General features: G+C 75.5%; 16 protein-coding genes and 1 pseudogene. 8 read left to right on the forward strand and 9 right to left on the reverse strand.

Going from position 1 to position 16,399, the window contains the following annotated elements:
* The 3 genes from ACGFRB_RS32665 to ACGFRB_RS32675 are packed head-to-tail and all read left to right on the forward strand — an operon-like array spanning position 1 to position 3,032.
* Positions 1-453 carry a hypothetical protein gene (locus ACGFRB_RS32665; protein ID WP_363008311.1) on the forward strand — a complete coding sequence of 151 codons (453 nt, stop codon included), beginning with the start codon at positions 1-3 and terminating at the stop codon, positions 451-453.
* A complete protein-coding gene (locus ACGFRB_RS32670) occupies positions 450-2,564 on the forward strand; it encodes an NB-ARC domain-containing protein (protein WP_393248216.1) in 2,115 nt (704 codons plus the stop codon). Before ACGFRB_RS32665 ends, ACGFRB_RS32670 begins: the two co-directional genes overlap by 4 nt.
* Positions 2,565-2,606: 42 nt before the next feature.
* Positions 2,607-3,032 carry a hypothetical protein gene (locus tag ACGFRB_RS32675; RefSeq protein ID WP_393248218.1) on the forward strand — a complete coding sequence of 142 codons (426 nt, stop codon included), beginning with the start codon at positions 2,607-2,609 and terminating at the stop codon, positions 3,030-3,032.
* Positions 3,033-3,110: 78 nt separating this feature from the next.
* Here ACGFRB_RS32675 and ACGFRB_RS32680 read toward each other — a convergent pair whose 3' ends face one another.
* A complete protein-coding gene (locus ACGFRB_RS32680) occupies positions 3,111-4,964 on the reverse strand; it encodes a hypothetical protein (protein WP_393248219.1) in 1,854 nt (617 codons plus the stop codon).
* A 234-nt stretch (positions 4,965-5,198) separates the two neighbouring features.
* On the opposite strand from ACGFRB_RS32680, the gene ACGFRB_RS32685 reads away from it, so the two are divergent.
* Positions 5,199-6,233 carry a chaplin gene (locus tag ACGFRB_RS32685; protein WP_393248221.1) on the forward strand — a complete coding sequence of 345 codons (1,035 nt, stop codon included), beginning with the start codon at positions 5,199-5,201 and terminating at the stop codon, positions 6,231-6,233.
* Positions 6,234-6,349: 116 nt separating this feature from the next.
* On the opposite strand, the gene ACGFRB_RS32690 is transcribed toward ACGFRB_RS32685, so the two are convergent.
* Complete coding sequence (locus ACGFRB_RS32690) at positions 6,350-6,988, reverse strand: DUF2293 domain-containing protein (RefSeq protein ID WP_393248223.1); 639 nt, start codon at positions 6,986-6,988, stop codon at positions 6,350-6,352.
* 20 nt (positions 6,989-7,008) lie between these two features.
* Between ACGFRB_RS32690 and ACGFRB_RS32695 the strand changes: the two genes are divergently transcribed.
* The gene (locus ACGFRB_RS32695; RefSeq protein WP_393248225.1) at positions 7,009-7,347 is read left to right on the forward strand and encodes a hypothetical protein; all 339 of its coding nucleotides are present in this window, start codon (positions 7,009-7,011) and stop codon (positions 7,345-7,347) included.
* 95 nt (positions 7,348-7,442) lie between these two features.
* Positions 7,443-7,961: a cupin domain-containing protein gene (locus ACGFRB_RS32700; protein ID WP_393248227.1), complete on the forward strand. Its 519-nt coding sequence runs from the start codon at positions 7,443-7,445 to the stop codon at positions 7,959-7,961.
* Between the two features lie 83 nt (positions 7,962-8,044).
* On the opposite strand, the pseudogene ACGFRB_RS32705 reads toward ACGFRB_RS32700, so the two are convergent.
* Positions 8,045-8,392: pseudogene (locus tag ACGFRB_RS32705) on the reverse strand (MerR family transcriptional regulator); the annotation flags it as partial.
* Between the two features lie 84 nt (positions 8,393-8,476).
* A complete protein-coding gene (locus tag ACGFRB_RS32710) occupies positions 8,477-9,292 on the reverse strand; it encodes an SDR family NAD(P)-dependent oxidoreductase (RefSeq protein WP_393248229.1) in 816 nt (271 codons plus the stop codon).
* Between the two features lie 128 nt (positions 9,293-9,420).
* On the opposite strand from ACGFRB_RS32710, the gene ACGFRB_RS32715 reads away from it, so the two are divergent.
* Positions 9,421-10,059, forward strand: a complete 639-nt coding sequence (locus tag ACGFRB_RS32715) for a uridine kinase (RefSeq protein WP_393248231.1) — start codon at positions 9,421-9,423, stop codon at positions 10,057-10,059.
* 56 nt (positions 10,060-10,115) lie between these two features.
* On the opposite strand, the gene ACGFRB_RS32720 is transcribed toward ACGFRB_RS32715, so the two are convergent.
* The 4 genes from ACGFRB_RS32720 to ACGFRB_RS32735 all read right to left on the reverse strand — a co-directional run bounded on the left by ACGFRB_RS32720 (position 10,116) and on the right by ACGFRB_RS32735 (position 14,139).
* A complete protein-coding gene (locus ACGFRB_RS32720; RefSeq protein ID WP_393248256.1) occupies positions 10,116-10,988 on the reverse strand; it encodes a carbohydrate kinase family protein in 873 nt (290 codons plus the stop codon).
* Between the two features lie 152 nt (positions 10,989-11,140).
* On the reverse strand, positions 11,141-12,052 hold the full coding sequence (locus tag ACGFRB_RS32725) for a pseudouridine-5'-phosphate glycosidase (protein WP_393248233.1): 912 nt from the start codon (positions 12,050-12,052) through the stop codon (positions 11,141-11,143).
* 49 nt (positions 12,053-12,101) lie between these two features.
* Positions 12,102-13,154 (reverse strand): hypothetical protein, encoded by a 1,053-nt coding sequence (locus ACGFRB_RS32730; protein WP_393248235.1) that lies wholly within the window; start codon positions 13,152-13,154, stop codon positions 12,102-12,104.
* 115 nt (positions 13,155-13,269) lie between these two features.
* Entirely contained in the window at positions 13,270-14,139 is an 870-nt protein-coding gene (locus ACGFRB_RS32735) for a hypothetical protein (protein WP_393248237.1), read from the reverse strand.
* Positions 14,140-14,554: 415 nt separating this feature from the next.
* Here ACGFRB_RS32735 and ACGFRB_RS32740 point away from each other — a divergent pair, with 415 nt between their 5' ends.
* Positions 14,555-14,911 carry a cupin domain-containing protein gene (locus tag ACGFRB_RS32740; RefSeq protein ID WP_363008335.1) on the forward strand — a complete coding sequence of 119 codons (357 nt, stop codon included), beginning with the start codon at positions 14,555-14,557 and terminating at the stop codon, positions 14,909-14,911.
* A gap of 70 nt (positions 14,912-14,981) precedes the next feature.
* Here the strand turns inward: ACGFRB_RS32740 and ACGFRB_RS32745 are convergent, their stop codons facing one another.
* On the reverse strand, positions 14,982-16,277 hold the full coding sequence (locus tag ACGFRB_RS32745) for an MFS transporter (protein WP_393248239.1): 1,296 nt from the start codon (positions 16,275-16,277) through the stop codon (positions 14,982-14,984).
* Positions 16,278-16,399 lie beyond the last annotated feature (122 nt).

Here is a 16,399-nt window from a genome sequence, read left to right on the forward strand (position 1 = left end):
GTGGAAGCCGAGTTGGTACAACTGGCAACGGCGGGGGCGACCGTGCTCGTCCAGCAGATGGTCGGCGACGGCTGGGAGCGGGCCCGGACCCGGATCGCCCGGTTCTTCGCCGCCCGTTCCGGAGCCGACGAGCAGGCGGTCGGCGCCGAACTGGACGCCGCCCGCGACGAACTGGTCCGCGCCGAGCAGGGCGGTGACGGGGAGATCGCCGACGAGGCCAGGGCCGAGGCCCGCGTCGAATGGCGCGCCCGGATGCGCCGCAGCCTGCTCGCCGACCCCGAATCGGCCGCCGACCTGCGCGCGATCCTCGACGAACTGACGGGGGAGCCGGACACCCCGCCGCAGCCCACCCTCGTCGTGCACAACACCATCAGCGGCGGCAGCAACCACGGCCTGTTCATCCAGACCGGCACCATCGGCGAGGTGCGGCAGACCGGCGGCCCCCGCCCATGAGCCCCGAGCCCGTGGTGCGCAACGAGATCGGCGGCACCGTCCACGGTCCCGTCGTCCAAGCGGGGCGGATCGACACCCTGACCATGGCCGCCGTGGTCCCCGCGATCCTCCCCGGCAGCCCGGTGCCCCGGCTGCTGCCGCCGCCGGCCCGCCACTTCACCGACCGGCGCGCCGAACTCGACCGGCTCACCGCCCTGCTGGAACACGAGGACGACGACCCGGCACCCCGCGTGGTCCTCCTCACCGGCACCGGCGGCATCGGCAAGTCCGCCACCGCGCTCCACTTCGCCGGCCGCCTGCGGGAGCGGTACGACGGCGGCCAGCTCCACGCCGACCTTCGGGGCGACGCCACCGCCACCGCCGCGGCGCCCTCGACCGTGCTGGTCCGCTTCCTGCGCGCGCTCGGCGTCGCCCCGCCGTACGTACCGGCCGACGAGCAGGAACAGGCAGACTGGTTCCGCACCCTCACCGCGGACCGTCGCCTCCTCACCGTCCTGGACAACGCGCACTCGGCCGCCCAGGTCCTCCCGTTGCTGCCCACCGGCCCCGGCTCGCTGACCCTCGTCACCAGCCGCCGCCGGCTCGACGGCCTGACCCGCGCCGTCGGCGCCCACCGCATCGCCCTCACCCCACTCGGCCCCGAAGACTCCGCCCTGCTCCTCACCCGGCTCTCCGGCCGCGCCGCCGACGCCTCCGCCCGGGCCTCGGCCGCGGCGGTCGCCCGCCGCTGCGGCGGCCTCCCGCTCGCCCTCTGCGTGGCCGGCGAACGCCTCGCCGTCCGCACCCACCTCACCTGGCAGCAGCTGGAGGACGACATGGCCACGCCCCCGGCGCCCGGCCACGGCGGACCCGGCGGCGCCGAACGGCACCCCGACCCCGTCACCGCGACCGCCGACGCCTCCTACGACGACCTCACCCCCGACGCCGCCCGCCTCTACCGCCTCGGCGGACTGCGGCCCTGGGCCGGACTCACCGCCCCGGCCGCCGCCGCGCTCATCGACGTCCCGGTCGAACGCGCCGCCGCCCTCCTCGACGAACTGGACTCCCTGCATCTCGTCGAGGAGTACGCGCCGGGCCGCTACCGCCACCACGACCTGCTGCGCGCCCACGCGGAGCGCCGCGCCCTCGACACCGACGGCCCCGGCCGCGCCGCGGCCGCCGTAGGCCGGCTGCTGCGCCACCACCTCGCGACGGCCGCCGCCGCGGACGCCGCGATCATGCCCGGCCGCTGGCACGTCGGCCCCGTCTACGACCGGCTGCCCGCCGGCCCGCCCTCCCCGGACGCCGCGATCGACTGGCAGCTCGCCGAGCGCGAGAACCTGGTGGAGGCCGTACGCACCGCCGACACCTACGGACTCGACGACCTCACCTGGCAGCTGTGCGAAGCGCTGTGGAGCCTGTTCCTCCGGCAGGGCTTCCACCAGGACTGGATCGCCACCCACCGGCTCGGCGCCGAGGCCGTCACCCGCTGCGCCGCCCCGCCCGGCGCCGAGGGACGGATGCGTGCCCAGCTCGGGTTCGCCTTCCTCGGCCTCGGCCGCCACGCCGAGGCCGAGGAAGCGTTCACGGCCGCCGCCGAGGCCGACCGGGCCGCCGGCTTCCGTACGGGCGAGGCCACGGCGGTCGAGTCCCTCGGTCTCGTACGGCTCGCCCAGGGCCGGCCCGCCGAGGCCGCCGACGCCTTCCGCGCCGCCCGGCGGCTCACCGACGATCCGCGCGCCCAGGCCCTGCTCGCCCACCACCTCGGCCGCGCCCTGTCCGGCCAGGGCCGGCCCGCCGAGGCCGACGCCACCTTGGAGGAGGCCGCGCGGCTCATGGCCGGGCTGTCCCCCGCCGACCCGTACAACGAGGCCAGGGTCCTGACCAGCCGGGGCGAGGCGGCCCTCGCCGAGGGCGACCCCGGCCGCGCCGCCCCGCTTCTCGCCGAGGCGGCCGCCCGCATGGCCCTCGGCAAGGCCCCGGTCCAGGAGGCCGCCATCGCCGCCCTGCGGGCCCGGGCCACCGCCGACCCGGCGGAGCGGGCGCGCTTCCTGACCGAGGCCGTCGAACGCTACGAAGCCCTCGGCGCCCCTCAGGCCGCGGCCCTGCGCGCCGAGCGGGACGCCCTGTGAAAGGAATGGCGAGAGGGGGAACCACCTTCCTAGGGTGACCGCATGTCCCTGAGTCGCGTCATCCTCTCGTCCGGCCGTTCGATCGAGCTTTCCGAGCTGCGGATCTCCTCGACGTACGGGGGGATGCTGGAGGGCTATCCCTGCAAGCGCGTCAACGACTTCAAGGTCGACGCCCTCCAGCGCAGCGCCGAACGCGCCTTTCCCACCTGGCCGGTGCATCTCGTGCCGCCCCCGCGCACGTACCCGGACGACAGCCTCGGCCCCGGCCCCTTCGGGCCGGTCGAGGAGCTTCCTCCGGTGGCGTGCGTCGGGGTGTTCCACTCGGCCCCCCTCGCGCCCGGATTCGACTACTCCCGCCTCACGGTGGCCTGGTTCCAGGCCGACCCGGCGGTCCCCTCGGGCGAGGACGCCGATCCCGCCCTGCGTGGCATCCCCTGGGAGGAACTGGCCGGGGACGACGAGTTCTAGTGGTCTCTCTTCTGGATCAGGCCGGATCAGGGCGCGGGGGCCGGTGCACCGGGCTCGCTCCGTCTCCTTCGAACCAGGTCACCAGCTCTCCTTCACCACCGCCACCCGATGGCGGATCGCGCCCGTCGTCACCGTGATCGTGCCCGTGTCGGCGAGGGCGGCGAGAGGGCGGCCGCTCGCGTACCAGGCGTAGGCGGCCGAGGCGTGGACGGACGGGTCGCAGGGGTCGGGGAAGCCGTCCGGGCGGGGGAGCGAGGACAGCAGGAGGCCCGCGCCCTCCCGGCCCTGAACCAGGCACCGGCCCGGGCCGTCCGGTACGGCGGCGAGCGCGGCGTACGGGTACCGGGCGAGCAGTTCGGCGGCGCGAGGGCCCGGCGGTTCACCGGGCCGGGCGCGGCAGGTGACCACGTCCGCGAGCGAGAGCCGCCCGCTGTCGGTGGTGTCGTCGCAGGCCACGGTGTGGGCGTCCGGCTCGTTGTCGGAGTCGGCACCGGTGCCGGGGAGGTCGTCCGGCTCGACGGAAGGGTCGGCGAAGCGGGCGATGGCGATCTCGGGCGGCTCGCCGGGGGAGTGCCGGACCGTGGTGAGGACCCGGACCGGTACGGACGGACGCTGCGCGGCGAGGTTCTCCGGGACGGGCAGGGGCGGCGTCGGCGCCGCGCCCGCCGGGACGGGGAGGCCGAGCAGGGAGTGGAACAGCTTCCGCAGCAGCGTCGCCGACACGCCGGGGTCCGAACTCGCCTGCGCGGCGAACCGGTCGTACCGGCCTGGCATATGACCGTCGATCACCGCGTCGATCTGCTCGCGCAGCGGCACCCCGGGGCACAGCCGCGGGGCCGCCCGGCCGAGCGCGGCGACCGGTGACGCCGGGTCGAGCGCGTCGTGCGGGAAGGTGCCGAGCAGGACGGGCAGATGGAGCGCGGCGGCGTAGTAGGTGACGGAGCCGTGGTCACCGATGACGCAGTCGGCCGCCGCGATGGCCTGCCGCCAGTGCTCCAGCGGGTCGACCAGGAGGACGCCGGAGGCCTCGGCCCGGCGCAGCCAGGAACGGACCTGGCCGGGCCCGTGTCCGTACCAGATGTTGGGGTGCAGGACGGCGCACAGCCGGTACTCGTCCAGTGGCAGTGTCTCGGTCAGTTCCCTGAGGAGTCCGGCGAAGCCGGCCGATCCGGCCAGCGAGGCGCGGCCCCAGGTGGAGTTCAGGACGACGAGCCGACGCCCGTCGCCCGCGCCGAACGCCCGGCGTAGCGCGGGGCGCCGGCGGCGCAGGTCGAGCAGCCGGTCGAAGCACGGGTCACCGGCGAGGACGGCGGTGTCGGCGGCCTCCGGGCAGGACAGGCGCAGCCGGTCGAGCTGTTCGGGATGGGACAGGACGGTCGCGGAGGCGAGGGGTTCGCCCTGGTGGAGAAGCCATTCGGGGGCCATGCCGAAGACGGGCGCACTGCTTTTCCCGGTCCCGGTCCTGGCCTCGGCCCCAGCCTCGGCCCCGTGCCCCTTTGGCACCCGGTGTCCGGTGTCCGGTGTCCGGTGTCCGGTGTCCGGTGTCGCGAGCCTCTTATTGTATCCAATGCCGTGCGAGAGGACGGCCAACTTGCCCTGGAAAGCCTGGAGTTCACCGCCATAGCTGGCGGTGACGGCGAGGTCGACGGTTCCGGCCGAGGCCAGTTCCTTCGCCTGCTCCCAGGGCACGACCGGGAGTCCGGCGGCTTCGAGCAGCTCGTCGACGCCCGCCAGGAAGGGCGAGGAACCGGTGCAGGTCGCCAGCTGCTGGATGTCCGGGGCATCGTCGAAGAGCGGCAGTACGTCGAGCAGACGGGTCGCCGAGGTGACGTTGTGGACGACGAAGAGCACCGTGCGCCGGGGTTCCCGGGTCCGCCAGCGTGCCGCGTCCGGTCCGACCGGCACCCGCAGGCGCTCCCGTATCACCGTCACCTCGTCCCCCTCGGGCCTCCTCGGATTCCCTCGAATCCCGTGGACTCGCGGGCCCCACCGGCCACTTCCCTGTCACGGTATCCCACCCGAGGCGGCGGGCACCGGGCGTAAGCCTGCCGCCTCACACTCCCTCATGGGAGTGAAACAAACCGGTCATCGGATCCGTGAACCGCCGGAAAGCGTTGTTTCCGGTGCGGGCGAGTGCCCGTGAAGAGATTCGGAAGGCAGGAAGCCATGAGGCAGATTCGCCGAAGTGGTCTGGCCACTCTGTTGGTCACCGGTGGCGCGCTCGCGCTCTCGGCGGGCGCCGCGTTCGCGGACGCCGGCGCACAGGGCGCCGCTGTCGGTTCGCCCGGGGTCGCCTCCGGCAACACCCTCCAGGTGCCGGTGAACGTCCAGGCGAACGTCTGCGGGGACACGGTCGACATCGTCGGGCTGCTCAACCCGGCGTTCGGCACCACGTGCGTCAACGGGGCCGCCACTCCGGCGCGCGGGCACGGCCACGGTGCCGCGGGCCACGCTGCCGCGGGCCGCAGCGCCGCCGACCACGAGGCCGCCGGCCAGGGGCAGGGCCAGGGCCAGGGCCGGCAGCAGGCCGGCCAGGAGCAGGGGCAGAACCAGGGGCAGGGCCAGAGCCAGGAGCAGGCGGGTCCGGGCCGGGGCCGCACCCACAAGGATCTGCCCGGCACCCCGCGCACCGGTTCCTCCTCCGACCACGGCTCGCGCGAGGGCAACGGATACGGCGGTTCCGGCTACGGCGAGTCCGGGTACGGCGGCGAGGAGGCGAACGGCGCTCCGTCGGGGGGTGGTCCGACCCATGGTGGTGGCGCCTGCGCCGAGGCCGTCGCCCAGGGCTCCCCGGGCGTCCTGTCGGGCAACGCGATCCAGGTGCCGGTCGACGTCCCCGTCAACGTCAGTGGCGACTCGATCAATGTCGTCGGCATCGGCAACCCTGCCTTCGGCACCACCTCGGTCAACCGGTCCGAGGAGGAGTGCGACGGGCCGCCGGTCACCAATCCGCCGGTCGTCCACCCTCCGGTCGTCCACCCGCCGGTCACTCACCCGCCCGTGACCACTCCGCCGGCTGTCGAGCCGCAGGTCCCGCACCCCGGTGTCGAGCCCGCCCCGGCCCCGCAGGCCGGGCCGCCCGCGCTCGCCCACACCGGCGCGGGCCCCGTCGGCTTCGCCGCCCCCGCGAGTGCCGCGCTCCTGCTCGGCGGCGCGATGATGTACCGCAGGTCCCGCCGCGCCGCCGCCGACCGGGCCTGATCCCGCCGCGCGTTCGTACGGGCCCGCGCCCGTGGGAACGCCCGGCCCCGCCGCACGACGGCCGTACCGCACCCGAGTCGTACGGCCGTACGGGTGCGGTACGCACCTCGGCCGCCTCAGCCCGCGCGCCAGCTCCGCAGCACCGCCTCGATGGCGGGCGCGACGCTCGCCCGGGCCTGGCTCCGGGGCAGCCCGGTCATCAGCAACGCGTCGTAGTCGGTGTCGACATGGCGAACGGCGGCCCGCACCGCGGCGAGCACCGCGTCCCGGTCCAGGGCCCGCCCGGCGGCCTTGCGCCCCACCCGGCCGCTTCCCTTCGCCGCCGCGTGCGCCGCGATGGCATCGGCCCGTTCGGCCGGACAGCCCGGATACAGCCGCAGGATCTCCGCCGCCAGGGCGGCCGTGATCTCCGTGTCCTGCCGGGCCCGGCGCCGCGCCCGCGCCTCGGTGTCCGCGAGGCATGCCGCCTCCGCCCGGGCCAGCGCCCCCTCCTCCACGAGCAGGCCCTGACGCTCGTACCGGGTGCGGCGCCGGTTGTGCCGGACCACCACCGCCCACAGCGTGCTGCCCTCGCGGGCCCGCCGGGTGAGCGCGGTGTCGCCCCGGCGCAGAAAGACGAGATGGCCGAGGTCGGCGCAGTCCAGGCAGATGACCTGGTTGAACTCCACGATCATCCGCTCCACCGGACCCTGGTGGCATTCCGCGCAGCGGCGGCGCCGGAGCGGTTCGACGACGACGGGCGCGACGAGATCCATGCCCCTGTCCTACCCGTGCCGTGCCGCCCGCATCCCGCGTCCCTGCCCGCGCCCCACCGCCCCGGCCGACCGACGCCGTCCGCGCGCACTGGTTCGCGATCCCGCTGCTCGGTGTCCTGGAGGGGCTGGGGGCGAGGGTGGTCCAGGTGACCCTGGACGAAGGCGAGTTCCACGCGCGTGTACGGGACGGCGCCGCGCCGGAGTACGGGGACGGGCCGGCGGCCGACGCGGAGGTGCTGCTGCGGACGGATGCGGAGACCTGCCGGGCCCTCGCCGCCGGCGAAGCGACCCTGGCGGAGGCGGTCGAGTCCGGCCGCGCCGTGCTTCAGGAATCCGCCCGGACTGGCGAGTCCATCTGATCGAACATGCGCCCGCTCCTTCCCTCTTCCGGGTAGCGTGACGGCTCCGACGGTCGCGAACCGGACGGCCGCGCAGACGAGTTCGGAGGAGAACCATGGGTCTGGGCACGGGCGACGCGGCCGGAGCGGGTTCGGGGAGCGGCGCGGGCGGGCGGCTGCGCAAGGTACTCGTCGTGGCGGCCGCCGTCGCCGCGGTGGCGGTCGTCCCGTCCGCGGCGGGCGCCACCCCCGGCAGCGGCGTCGGCGCCACCGAGCTCGCCCACGGCACCTCGCACGGCACCCTCCCGGTCAAACCGCCGAAGGGCGACACCGATGTCGTCTTCCGGACCATCACCGTCGCCCCCGGCGGCACCACCGGCTGGCACCACCACGACGGCCAGCTGATCGCCGTCGTCGCGTCCGGCGCCCTCACCCGGACCCTGGCCGACTGCTCGGTGGAGGTGTCGAGAGCGGGCGACTCCTTCATCGAGCCCGCCGGCGCGCACCGGGTCCACACCGGGCGCAACCTCGGCACCGTGCCCGTCGTGCTCTATGTGACCTATCTGCTGCCCAAGGGCGCGCCGCTGTCGGTGGACGAGCCCGCGCCCGCGTGCGCGTCGGGCAAAGCCGGCTGACGGGCGACGCTCTGACCGGTGGTGCTCTGGCCGTCGGCTCCTGCCACGGCGGACTCGGCGGGCTGGGCGGAACGGGGCGAACGGGCGGACTGGGCGGCCAAGGCGGCGGCGAGCCGGTTCCGGGCCTCCGTCTGCGCCGCGATCCGGGCGTCGAGCACCGCGAGACGTTCACGGGCGATGGCCAGACCCTGGGCGGACGGGGTACGGGCGGGCATCCGCCCGTCCAGGCAGGACGCGAACGCCGCGACGTCCTCCAGCGTCAGCCCCACGCCCAGCAGATACCGGATGTTGGAGACCCGGACCACCGTGCCCTCGTCGTACACCCGGTAGCCGTTGGCCGCGCGCTGCGACGCGATCAGCCCCGCCTGCTCGTAATGGCGCAGTGCCCGCGCCGTCGTCCCCGTCCGGCGGGCCAGTTCACCGATGCGCAAGGCCTTCACCTCCCCGCGCCTTCCTACCACGCCCGCCCGGGCATGCCGATACGACCAGGGTGTCCCCGGCATACCGTCAGGTCTTCACGCCACCAGGGCGCCCCCGTCGACCGACAGCACCACGCCCGTGACGAACCCGGCGTCCGGCGAGGCCAGCATGGTGATCGCCCACGCCACCTCCTCCGGGCGGCCGATCCGCCGCATCGGGGTGTTCCCGATCTGCCAGGCGCGGATCGCCTCCTGCTGTTCGGGCGTCAGCCCCCGGTGCTCGCCGATCGGGGTGTCGACCGCCCCGGGCGCCACCGCCGTCACCCGCACCCCGCGCGCCGCGAACTCCACCGCCCAGCAGCGGGTCAGCGTCTCCAGGGCGCTCTTCGTCGCCGGATACACCGAGGAGTTCGGCCAGCCGCGCTGCCCGATCGCCGTCGTGACATTGACGACCGTGCCGCCGGAGGCCGCCAGCGCCGTCAGCGCGGCCTGGGTGAGCAGGATCGGAGCGGTGAGATTGGTCGCCAGGAGCGCGTCGATCGTCTGCCGGGTCGTCGATTCGAGCGGGCCGCCGTCCGCGATGGCGGCGTTGTTGACCAGGATGTCGAGCCGTCCGCAGATGTCCACGGCCGTGGCCACGATCCGCTCGGGTGCCCCCGGGGCGGTGATGTCGGCGACCAGGGGGCGGATCCCCGGGAAGCCGCTCGCCGTCTCCTCCAGGGGTCCGGGCCTTCGGCCCACGGCGACGACGGTCGCCCCCTGCCGGGCGAAGGCCCGCGCGGTGGCGCGGCCGATGCCGGTGCCGGCCCCGGTGACCACGACGACCCGTCCGGCCGCCTCGGTTCGCTCGGTCCGCTGGGTCTGCTCGGTCCGCTTCGTGCCGTCGCTCTGCCGCTGTGTTTCCGTGTTCATGCGCCGATGGTCGAACCCTGCCGCCAGTGACAAGGTCAAGTCCCGGTCACCATGCGGCAGGATGGAAAGGACCGGAGGCCGGAGAACCGGAGACCGGGGAACCGGGCAGGAGGGGCGGCGCGGGACGGATGCGACTCGAAGCGATCACCTGGGAGCGCCTGGCCGACGCCGTCGCCGACCGCGTCGACCGGGCCGGGCCAGGGGACGGCGGCGACTGGCTCAAGGTGGGCGTCGACGGCCCGCCGGCCGCGCCCGGGGCGGAGTTCGCCGAACGGATCGGCGAGGCGCTGCGGCTGCGCGGGCGTTCCGTGCTGGTCGTCGGCACCGGCGGCTTTCTGCGGCCGGCGTCGCTCCGTTTCGAACACGGCAAGCGGGATCCGGACGCCTACTACACCGACTGGTTCGACACCGGCGCGCTGTGGCGGGAGGTGTTCGGCCCGCTGGAGCCGGGCGGCGGCGGCCGGGTGCTGCCCGACCTCTGGAACCCGGTCACGGACCGCGCCACCCGCAGCCCCGCCGTGCCGCTGGCCCCCGGCGGAGTCCTGGTCCTGCACGGCCCGTTCCTGCTCGGCCACTGGTTCCCCTTCGACCTGAAGGTCCATCTGAGCCTGTCGCCGGGCGCGCTCGCCCGCCGCACCGAGCAGCCGTGGACCCTGCCCGCCTTCGCGCGGTACGAGCGGGAGGTCGACCCCGCCGGCGTCGCCGACGCCGTCGTCCGCGCCGACGACCCCCGCCGCCCGGCCTGGACCGGCTTCCGAGAGGCGTGAGATGGAGGGAAGGAGCGCGAGGAAGGGGGCATGAGCCGGCTTTCACGACCTCCCGCCTACGGCCGGCCGCCCACCCGCGTCACCGCCCGCGCGCCCGCCCGGCAGCCCGCCGCCGCGGCGTCGGCCGGGTCCGCGCCCGCGAGCCGGGCGGCCAGGAACGCGCCGGTGAAGGCGTCGCCCGCGCCCGTGGAATCCACCGGACGCGCCGTCGGCGCCGGCACCCGGGCCGTCACCCGTCCTCCCCGCGCCGCGAGCACCGCGCCCCCGGACCCCAGGGTGACCGCGACCAGCGGGACACGGCGGCTCAGCGCCGCGGCCGCCTCGCCCGGGTCCGTACATCCGGTCAGCAGGCGGGCCTCGTCGGCGTTGGGCAGCAGACACTCGACGCCGTCGACCGCCGCGAGGAACGGCTCCGTGCCCAGTTCGGCGAGGAACCCGGCGGAGGCGGGGTCCACGCTCACCGGCAGGCCGGCCGCCCGCGCGTCCCGCAGCACCCGTTCCGCCGTTGCCCGACTCGTCTCGGCGAAGAACAGATAACCCGACAGGTGGACACGGGCGACCCCGGCGAGCAGTTCCGCCGCCCAGTCCTCCGGTGCCAGCCGCAGCGCCGCCCCGCTGTCCGTCAGGAAGGTGCGCTCCGCGTCCGCGCCGACCAGCGCGATCACCGACGCCGTCGGCGCCCCGGGATCCCGTACGAGCCGCGGCCGTACGCCCGCCTCGCGCAGCACCCGGTCATGCCAGTCCACCGCGTCCTCGCCGACCCGGGCCAGGAGCCGTACGTCCCGGCAGCCCGAACACGCCGCCCAGCAGGCCACGTTCGCCCCCGCGCCACCGGGCAGCGTCCGGATCGAGGCCGCCGTGTCCGTCGCGGGCGCGAGCGGCGTACGGTGCCGGGCGACGATGTCCGTGACGACGTCCCCGACGACCAGGAGCGCGCCGGGCCCGCCCGCCGTACGTTCGGGCCCGCCCGCCGTACGTTCGGGCCCGCTCGCCGTACCGCCGGCCCCGTTCGCCGCACCGCCGGTTTTGCCCGCCGTGTCACCGGGTCCGCCCGCCGTGCCCGCCGTATCGCCGGGCCCGGTCACCGCGCGGCGCGGTCGGCCGCCGCGATCCGCGCCGCGAGCGCGACATTGCCCCGGACCGCCGCCAGATTGGCCTCCAGGGACGCCCCCTCGGTGCGCGTCGTCAGGAACGCGAGAAGGAACGGCGTCACCGCCTGCCCCGTCACCCCCTTGTCCCGCGCCTCGGCGAGCCCTTCGGCCAGCACCCGGTCGTGCAGCGCCGGATCGAGCTGCCGGTCGGTCTCCACCGGACGGCCGACGACCAGCGCGGACCTCGGCCCGCCCAGCTCGTCCCGCGCCCGCATCACCCGCGCCACCTCCTCGGGGGAGTGGACCGTCCAGTCCACCGGCTCGCCGGAGGAGGACAGATAGAAGCCCGGGAAGCGGTCCGTGCCGTAGCCGACGACGGTCACCCCCAGCGTCTCCAGACGCTGGAGCGTCGCGGGCACGTCGAGGATCGACTTCACGCCCGCGCACACCACCGTGATCCCGACCTGGGCGAGCAGCCGCAGGTCCGCGGACTCGTCCTGGGTGAGCGTCCACTCCCGGTGTACGCCGCCGAGTCCGCCGGTCGCGAAGACCCGCAGGCCCGCGGAGTCGGCGAGCCAGGCGGTGGCCGAGACCGTCGTCGCGCCCGTCGCCCCGGCCGCGAGCGCCGGGGCCAGATCGCGGTGGCCGAGCTTGCGTACCGCCGGGTCCTCGGCGATCCGGGCCAGGGCCGCGTCGTCCAGGCCGATCCGGGCGGTGCCGTCGAGCACCGCGACGGTGGCGGGCACGGCTCCGCCGTCCCGTACCAACTGCTCCAGTTCACGGGCCACGGCCAGATTGCGCGGGCGCGGCAGGCCATGGGCGATGATCGTCGACTCGAGCGCGACGACGGGACGCCCCTCGTACAGCGCCTCCCGCACCTCTTCGGACACATGAGTGGACATGCTGGAAATCTGACGCGCCCGCCCGGCCCGCAAACCTCGGCGACGGACATCAGCCACAGCCCGGCAGCCGGGGCAGCCGGTCCGCGTCCACCACCTGGATCACGGCCCGCGCGCCCGTCTCCTTCGCGTCGCCGGGGCTGTACGCGAGGGCCAGGGCGCCGCCGGAGGCCGCCGCGTACCCGTAGGCGGGAGTGATCTCCGTATACGCGCCTACGGCGGGGTCCAGCGCGTACGAGGTCTCGGGGGTGCGCCAGACGACCAGCCGTCCGGCGATCCGCAGCTGGTCCATGCCCTGGGCGGCGGGCCGGCCGGTCACGACCGCCGACGGCCGCGCCTCACCCGTACGCCACACCATCAGCCGGGGATCGCTCTCGCCCGCCACCCACGCCCAGGTGGTCCCGTCGGAGACCGGGGCGCGGATGTCGCGCAGCGCGGCGACCGGCGCGGGCAGCCGCGCGGGGCGCCCGTCGGCCAGGGAGACGGCGGCGAGCCGGGTCCCGCCACCGACCGCTTCGCGCCACACCAGCAGACCGCCCGCCGCGAACGGCGTGTCGACCACTCCCGTGTGCCATACGCGCGCGTGCCCGCCGCCCGCCGGAGCGGCGAGGACGGCGGCCTTCCCGGCGTCACCGCCCTGGGCCCACACCACTGTGCCGTCGTGGAGGACGGGACGGGGCAGCGGGCCCGGCCGGTCGGCGTGGGCCAGCCGGCGCGTCCGCCCGGTGGCCGCGTCCCACACGTACAGACTCCACGGGCTGTCCAGCGTGCGCCCTTCCAGGACGGCGAACGCGGCCCACCGCCGCCCGTCGAAGTCGGCGGCGAGCAGCTGGTGTTCGACCGGATCGGCGAAGCGCAGCAGCGTCCGGGGGGTCTTCTCGCCGGCCCGGACGAGGACGGCGGAACGGTCGTGCCCGCCGCTGAGCTGGAGCGCCGTCCAGCCGGGGCCCGCGTCGGCGAGCACCGGCCGCAGTCCGTCCGCCGGGTGGTACGCGCCCGCCGTGAACGCGCCGCGCCACGTATCCGGGAGCGGCACCCGGCACGCGGCCGGTGCGGTCGTCCCCGGCGCCGGTGCGGCCGTGGGCGCGGAGGTACGGGCGGACACCGGCGTACGAGCGGGCGCGGGACCGCCCCCGCCCGGTGCGCATCCGGCGGTGTACCAGAGGAGGAGGGCTCCCGCGACACCCGCGAGCCCCGCGACGGATGGAGAGTGGCGGTATCTACCAGATGTAGCCACGGCCGCCCATGATGGTCGTGAGGGTGTCGGAGGAGATGTGCGCGGACTTCGGCACGGAGCCCGCCCAGGAGACGACGCTGGTGCTCACCCCGCCGACCGGGTCCAGATAGGAGACGTCCGCGGCCGCCGTGTCGGTGTCGTAGCCGTCGATCGCGACCCAGTGGAATATCTCGATGTTGGGATGCCCCACGAGATGCGGACCGCCCGGCACCTCCCAGGCGTTGCCCGCGATGGCGTAGTCGTTGTCGGTGTTGTGGACGATGTGCTGCCTGAAGGCGGTCTTGTCGGCGGCGGTCGGGGTGTACGGCAGGGCGTTGGGCACGTAACCGGCGCCCGGAAGGCGGTAGTTGAGCGCGTCGGCCATCGGATAGCCGGTGGGGCCCGGTACGTCGATGTCGATGCCGTACCAGGCAGTCCCGGCGGTGCTCGTCTTGAGCAGGGTGGCCGCGTCCTGCTGGGAGCGCCCGCCGACCCCGTCGTGGGCGGACTGGACCGCCACGAACGCGGCCGGACCGCACCAGTACGAGGTCTGCTGCGGCTGCTGGATGCCGCCGGACGTCTTGTAGCCGGTGAGGAGGCCGGAGGTGCGCGCGCCGCGGGCCTCCTCGTATGAGACGACCGCCTCGGCGTGCCGGGCGTCGGCCCGTTCGCGCTGCGCGGGGGTGAGCCGCTGGGGGCCGAGACGGTCGTGGGCGGCCTTGTACGCGGCGCCGGGCGCGCCGCCGTGCACGGTGTCGGGCACCGGGGCCGCGGCGGCGGGGGAGACAGCGGGGGAGACGGCCGCGGTGGCGGTGGCGAGGAGGGCCGCCGCCGTGAGCACGGCGGCGCGGAACAGGGTGGGGGTGGCCGGCATCGCACGCTCCTGTCCAGGAGGAGGGGAGGAGTGGGTGGCTCTGCCGAGGAGTGTGCGCCCGCGCGCCCGCCTTGTCAGGAGGGAGCGCGGGTTTTCCGCGCGCCGTCGTGGACGCGCCGGTACGGGGCGTGCGCGCCCGGCGGCTCCATGGCGCGGAGCCCTGTTCCCGTTGTCGTTTCCGCGCCCGGAGCGCGCGGACGCGCTCGCGCGCGTACCTGCGGAATCCGTGCCCGTTCGCCCCTCCCGCCGCCGTGCGCGCGGCTCTTCGGCCGGGAGGGCGCCGTCGTCGGAGCCACGGATTCCGTCGTGGTTCGCCGCCCCGGTCACGGGCCCGGGCGGGAGGGGGATCGGAGGACTTCATTCCGGGCCATCCCGGCGGTGGAACGGGGCCGGCAGCCCACTACAGTCACCGGCCATGACCACGCACGCGCAGCCTTCCTTCGCCGTCCGCATCCCCGACGCCACGCTCGAACCCGAGCCCCTCGACCCTGGCCAGATCGTCTCCGGCACCCCCGAGGTGACCGGCAAGGTGCTGTGGGAGTCCGCCGACGGCAAGCAGATCCGCGGCATCTGGCAGATCACCCCGGGCGTGGTCACCGACGTCGAGGCCGACGAGCTCTTCGTCGTCGTCAGCGGCCGGGCCACCGTCGAGGTCGAGGGCGGCGAGACCCTGGAGATCGGCCCGGGCGACGCGTGTGTGCTGCGCGAGGGCGACCGCACCACCTGGACCGTGCACGAGACGCTGCGCAAGGCGTACCACATCAGCCTCTGAGGACGGCCGTACCGGGACCGGGGCCCCTCCGGCTCCCGGCCCCGCGCGGTACGGGCTCCACGCGCGCGTGTCAGTCGCGGCGCGTCGCCGTCCGTACCGCGAGCAGCGCCATCGGCAGCAGCAGACACGCGCCGACCACGTTGAGCCAGCCGTAGCCCGCCTGGGAGACGATCAGCCCGGCCGACAGGCCGCCGACTCCGGCCGCGGTGTTCATGATGAAGTCGGAGAGCCCCTGGGCCGCGGCGCGGGCCGCCTGCGGGACGGAGTCCGTGAGCAGCGCGGAGCCCGAGACGAGCCCCGCCGACCAGCCGAGCCCCAGGACGAACAGGCCGAGCGCGGTCTGTACGTGGCTCGGTCCCGCCGTGCCGGCCAGCAGCGCGGCGACGGCGAGCAGGGCCGCCGCGAGGCCGATCACCGACAGCCGGCCGAGCCGGTCCGACAGCCAGCCCATCACCGGCGAGAAGGCGTACATGCCGAGGATGTGCCCGCTGATCACCAGACCGATCAGCCGGATGCTCGCCCCGTGGTGGCTGAGCGCGACCGGCGTCATCGACATGATGGACACCATCGCCGTGTGCGAGACCGCCACCGTCACGAGGGCGAGCCGGGCCCGCGCGGAGGCCCGCACGGCCCGCAGACCGGCCTTCAGGGAGCGGCCCTCGGCGGACGAGGCCTCCTCCGGCCCGGCCAGCGCGCGAGCCGTGAGCAGCGGGTCGGGCCGCAGCAGTACGGCCACCACCGTGGCCGAGACGACGAAGACACCGGACGCCCACACGAAGGGCCCGGCGGCCACCGGGATGCCGAGGCCCGCCACGCTCTCGCCCGCCGGGGCGGCGACGTTGGGGCCGAGGACGGCGCCGATGGTGGTGGCCCACACCACGGTCGAGATGGCCCGGGCCCGCCGGTCGGGCTCGGCGAGGTCCGCCGCCGCGTACCGGGCCGCGAGGTTGGCGGAGGAGCCGGCCCCGAAGCCGACGAGGCCGAGCAGGAGGACCGGGAAGCTGCCGATCGCCGCGCCGAGGACGGCGACCCCGGCGCCGACGGCGCCGACCAGATAGGCGAGGACGAGCCCGGCCCGCCGTCCGCGCCGGGCCATCAGCGCGGCGAGCGGCATCGCGAGCAGGGCGGGCCCGGCCACCGAGGCTGTCGAGGCGAGACCCGCCAGCGCCTCCGTGCCGCTGACCTCCTTGGCGAGGACGGCCGACAGGGCGACGCCGATGGCGATGCCGAGCCCGCCGAGGATTTGGGTGGCGATGAGTACGGCCTGGAGGCGGCGGCGCAGCGCCGGAAGCCGGTCCGGGGTGAGGGCGGCGCCGGGTATCGGGGCCGCCGTGAGTTCGTCAGGGGCACTGGGGGCATTGGTCACTTACGCAGTGTGCCAGCCCAGTCTCAGCCGGGGAACATCTGTTCCCGGGCACCCTTCGCGCCCCATGACCGCGCCTCCCGCGCGCCTCTTCACGCCCCCTTGGAGTGTCCGCCCCGTCCGGA

Source organism: Streptomyces sp. NPDC048718, from assembly GCF_043198875.1.
Taxonomy (GTDB): Bacteria; Actinomycetota; Actinomycetes; order Streptomycetales; family Streptomycetaceae; genus Streptomyces.

What these genes read in the sequence shown, in the direction of transcription:
- ACGFRB_RS32675 (WP_393248218.1), top strand. Translation starts at nt 2,607, where the DNA reads ATGTCCCTGAGTCGCGTCATCCTCTCGTCCGGCCGTTCGATCGAGCTT.
- ACGFRB_RS32710 (WP_393248229.1), bottom strand. Translation starts at nt 9,292, where the DNA reads ATGAACACGGAAACACAGCGGCAGAGCGACGGCACGAAGCGGACCGAG.
- ACGFRB_RS32670 (WP_393248216.1), top strand. Translation starts at nt 450, where the DNA reads ATGAGCCCCGAGCCCGTGGTGCGCAACGAGATCGGCGGCACCGTCCAC.
- ACGFRB_RS32690 (WP_393248223.1), bottom strand. Translation starts at nt 6,988, where the DNA reads ATGGATCTCGTCGCGCCCGTCGTCGTCGAACCGCTCCGGCGCCGCCGC.
- ACGFRB_RS32725 (WP_393248233.1), bottom strand. Translation starts at nt 12,052, where the DNA reads ATGTCCACTCATGTGTCCGAAGAGGTGCGGGAGGCGCTGTACGAGGGG.
- ACGFRB_RS32715 (WP_393248231.1), top strand. Translation starts at nt 9,421, where the DNA reads ATGCGACTCGAAGCGATCACCTGGGAGCGCCTGGCCGACGCCGTCGCC.
- ACGFRB_RS32740 (WP_363008335.1), top strand. Translation starts at nt 14,555, where the DNA reads ATGACCACGCACGCGCAGCCTTCCTTCGCCGTCCGCATCCCCGACGCC.
- ACGFRB_RS32685 (WP_393248221.1), top strand. Translation starts at nt 5,199, where the DNA reads ATGAGGCAGATTCGCCGAAGTGGTCTGGCCACTCTGTTGGTCACCGGT.
- ACGFRB_RS32700 (WP_393248227.1), top strand. Translation starts at nt 7,443, where the DNA reads ATGGGTCTGGGCACGGGCGACGCGGCCGGAGCGGGTTCGGGGAGCGGC.
- ACGFRB_RS32735 (WP_393248237.1), bottom strand. Translation starts at nt 14,139, where the DNA reads ATGCCGGCCACCCCCACCCTGTTCCGCGCCGCCGTGCTCACGGCGGCG.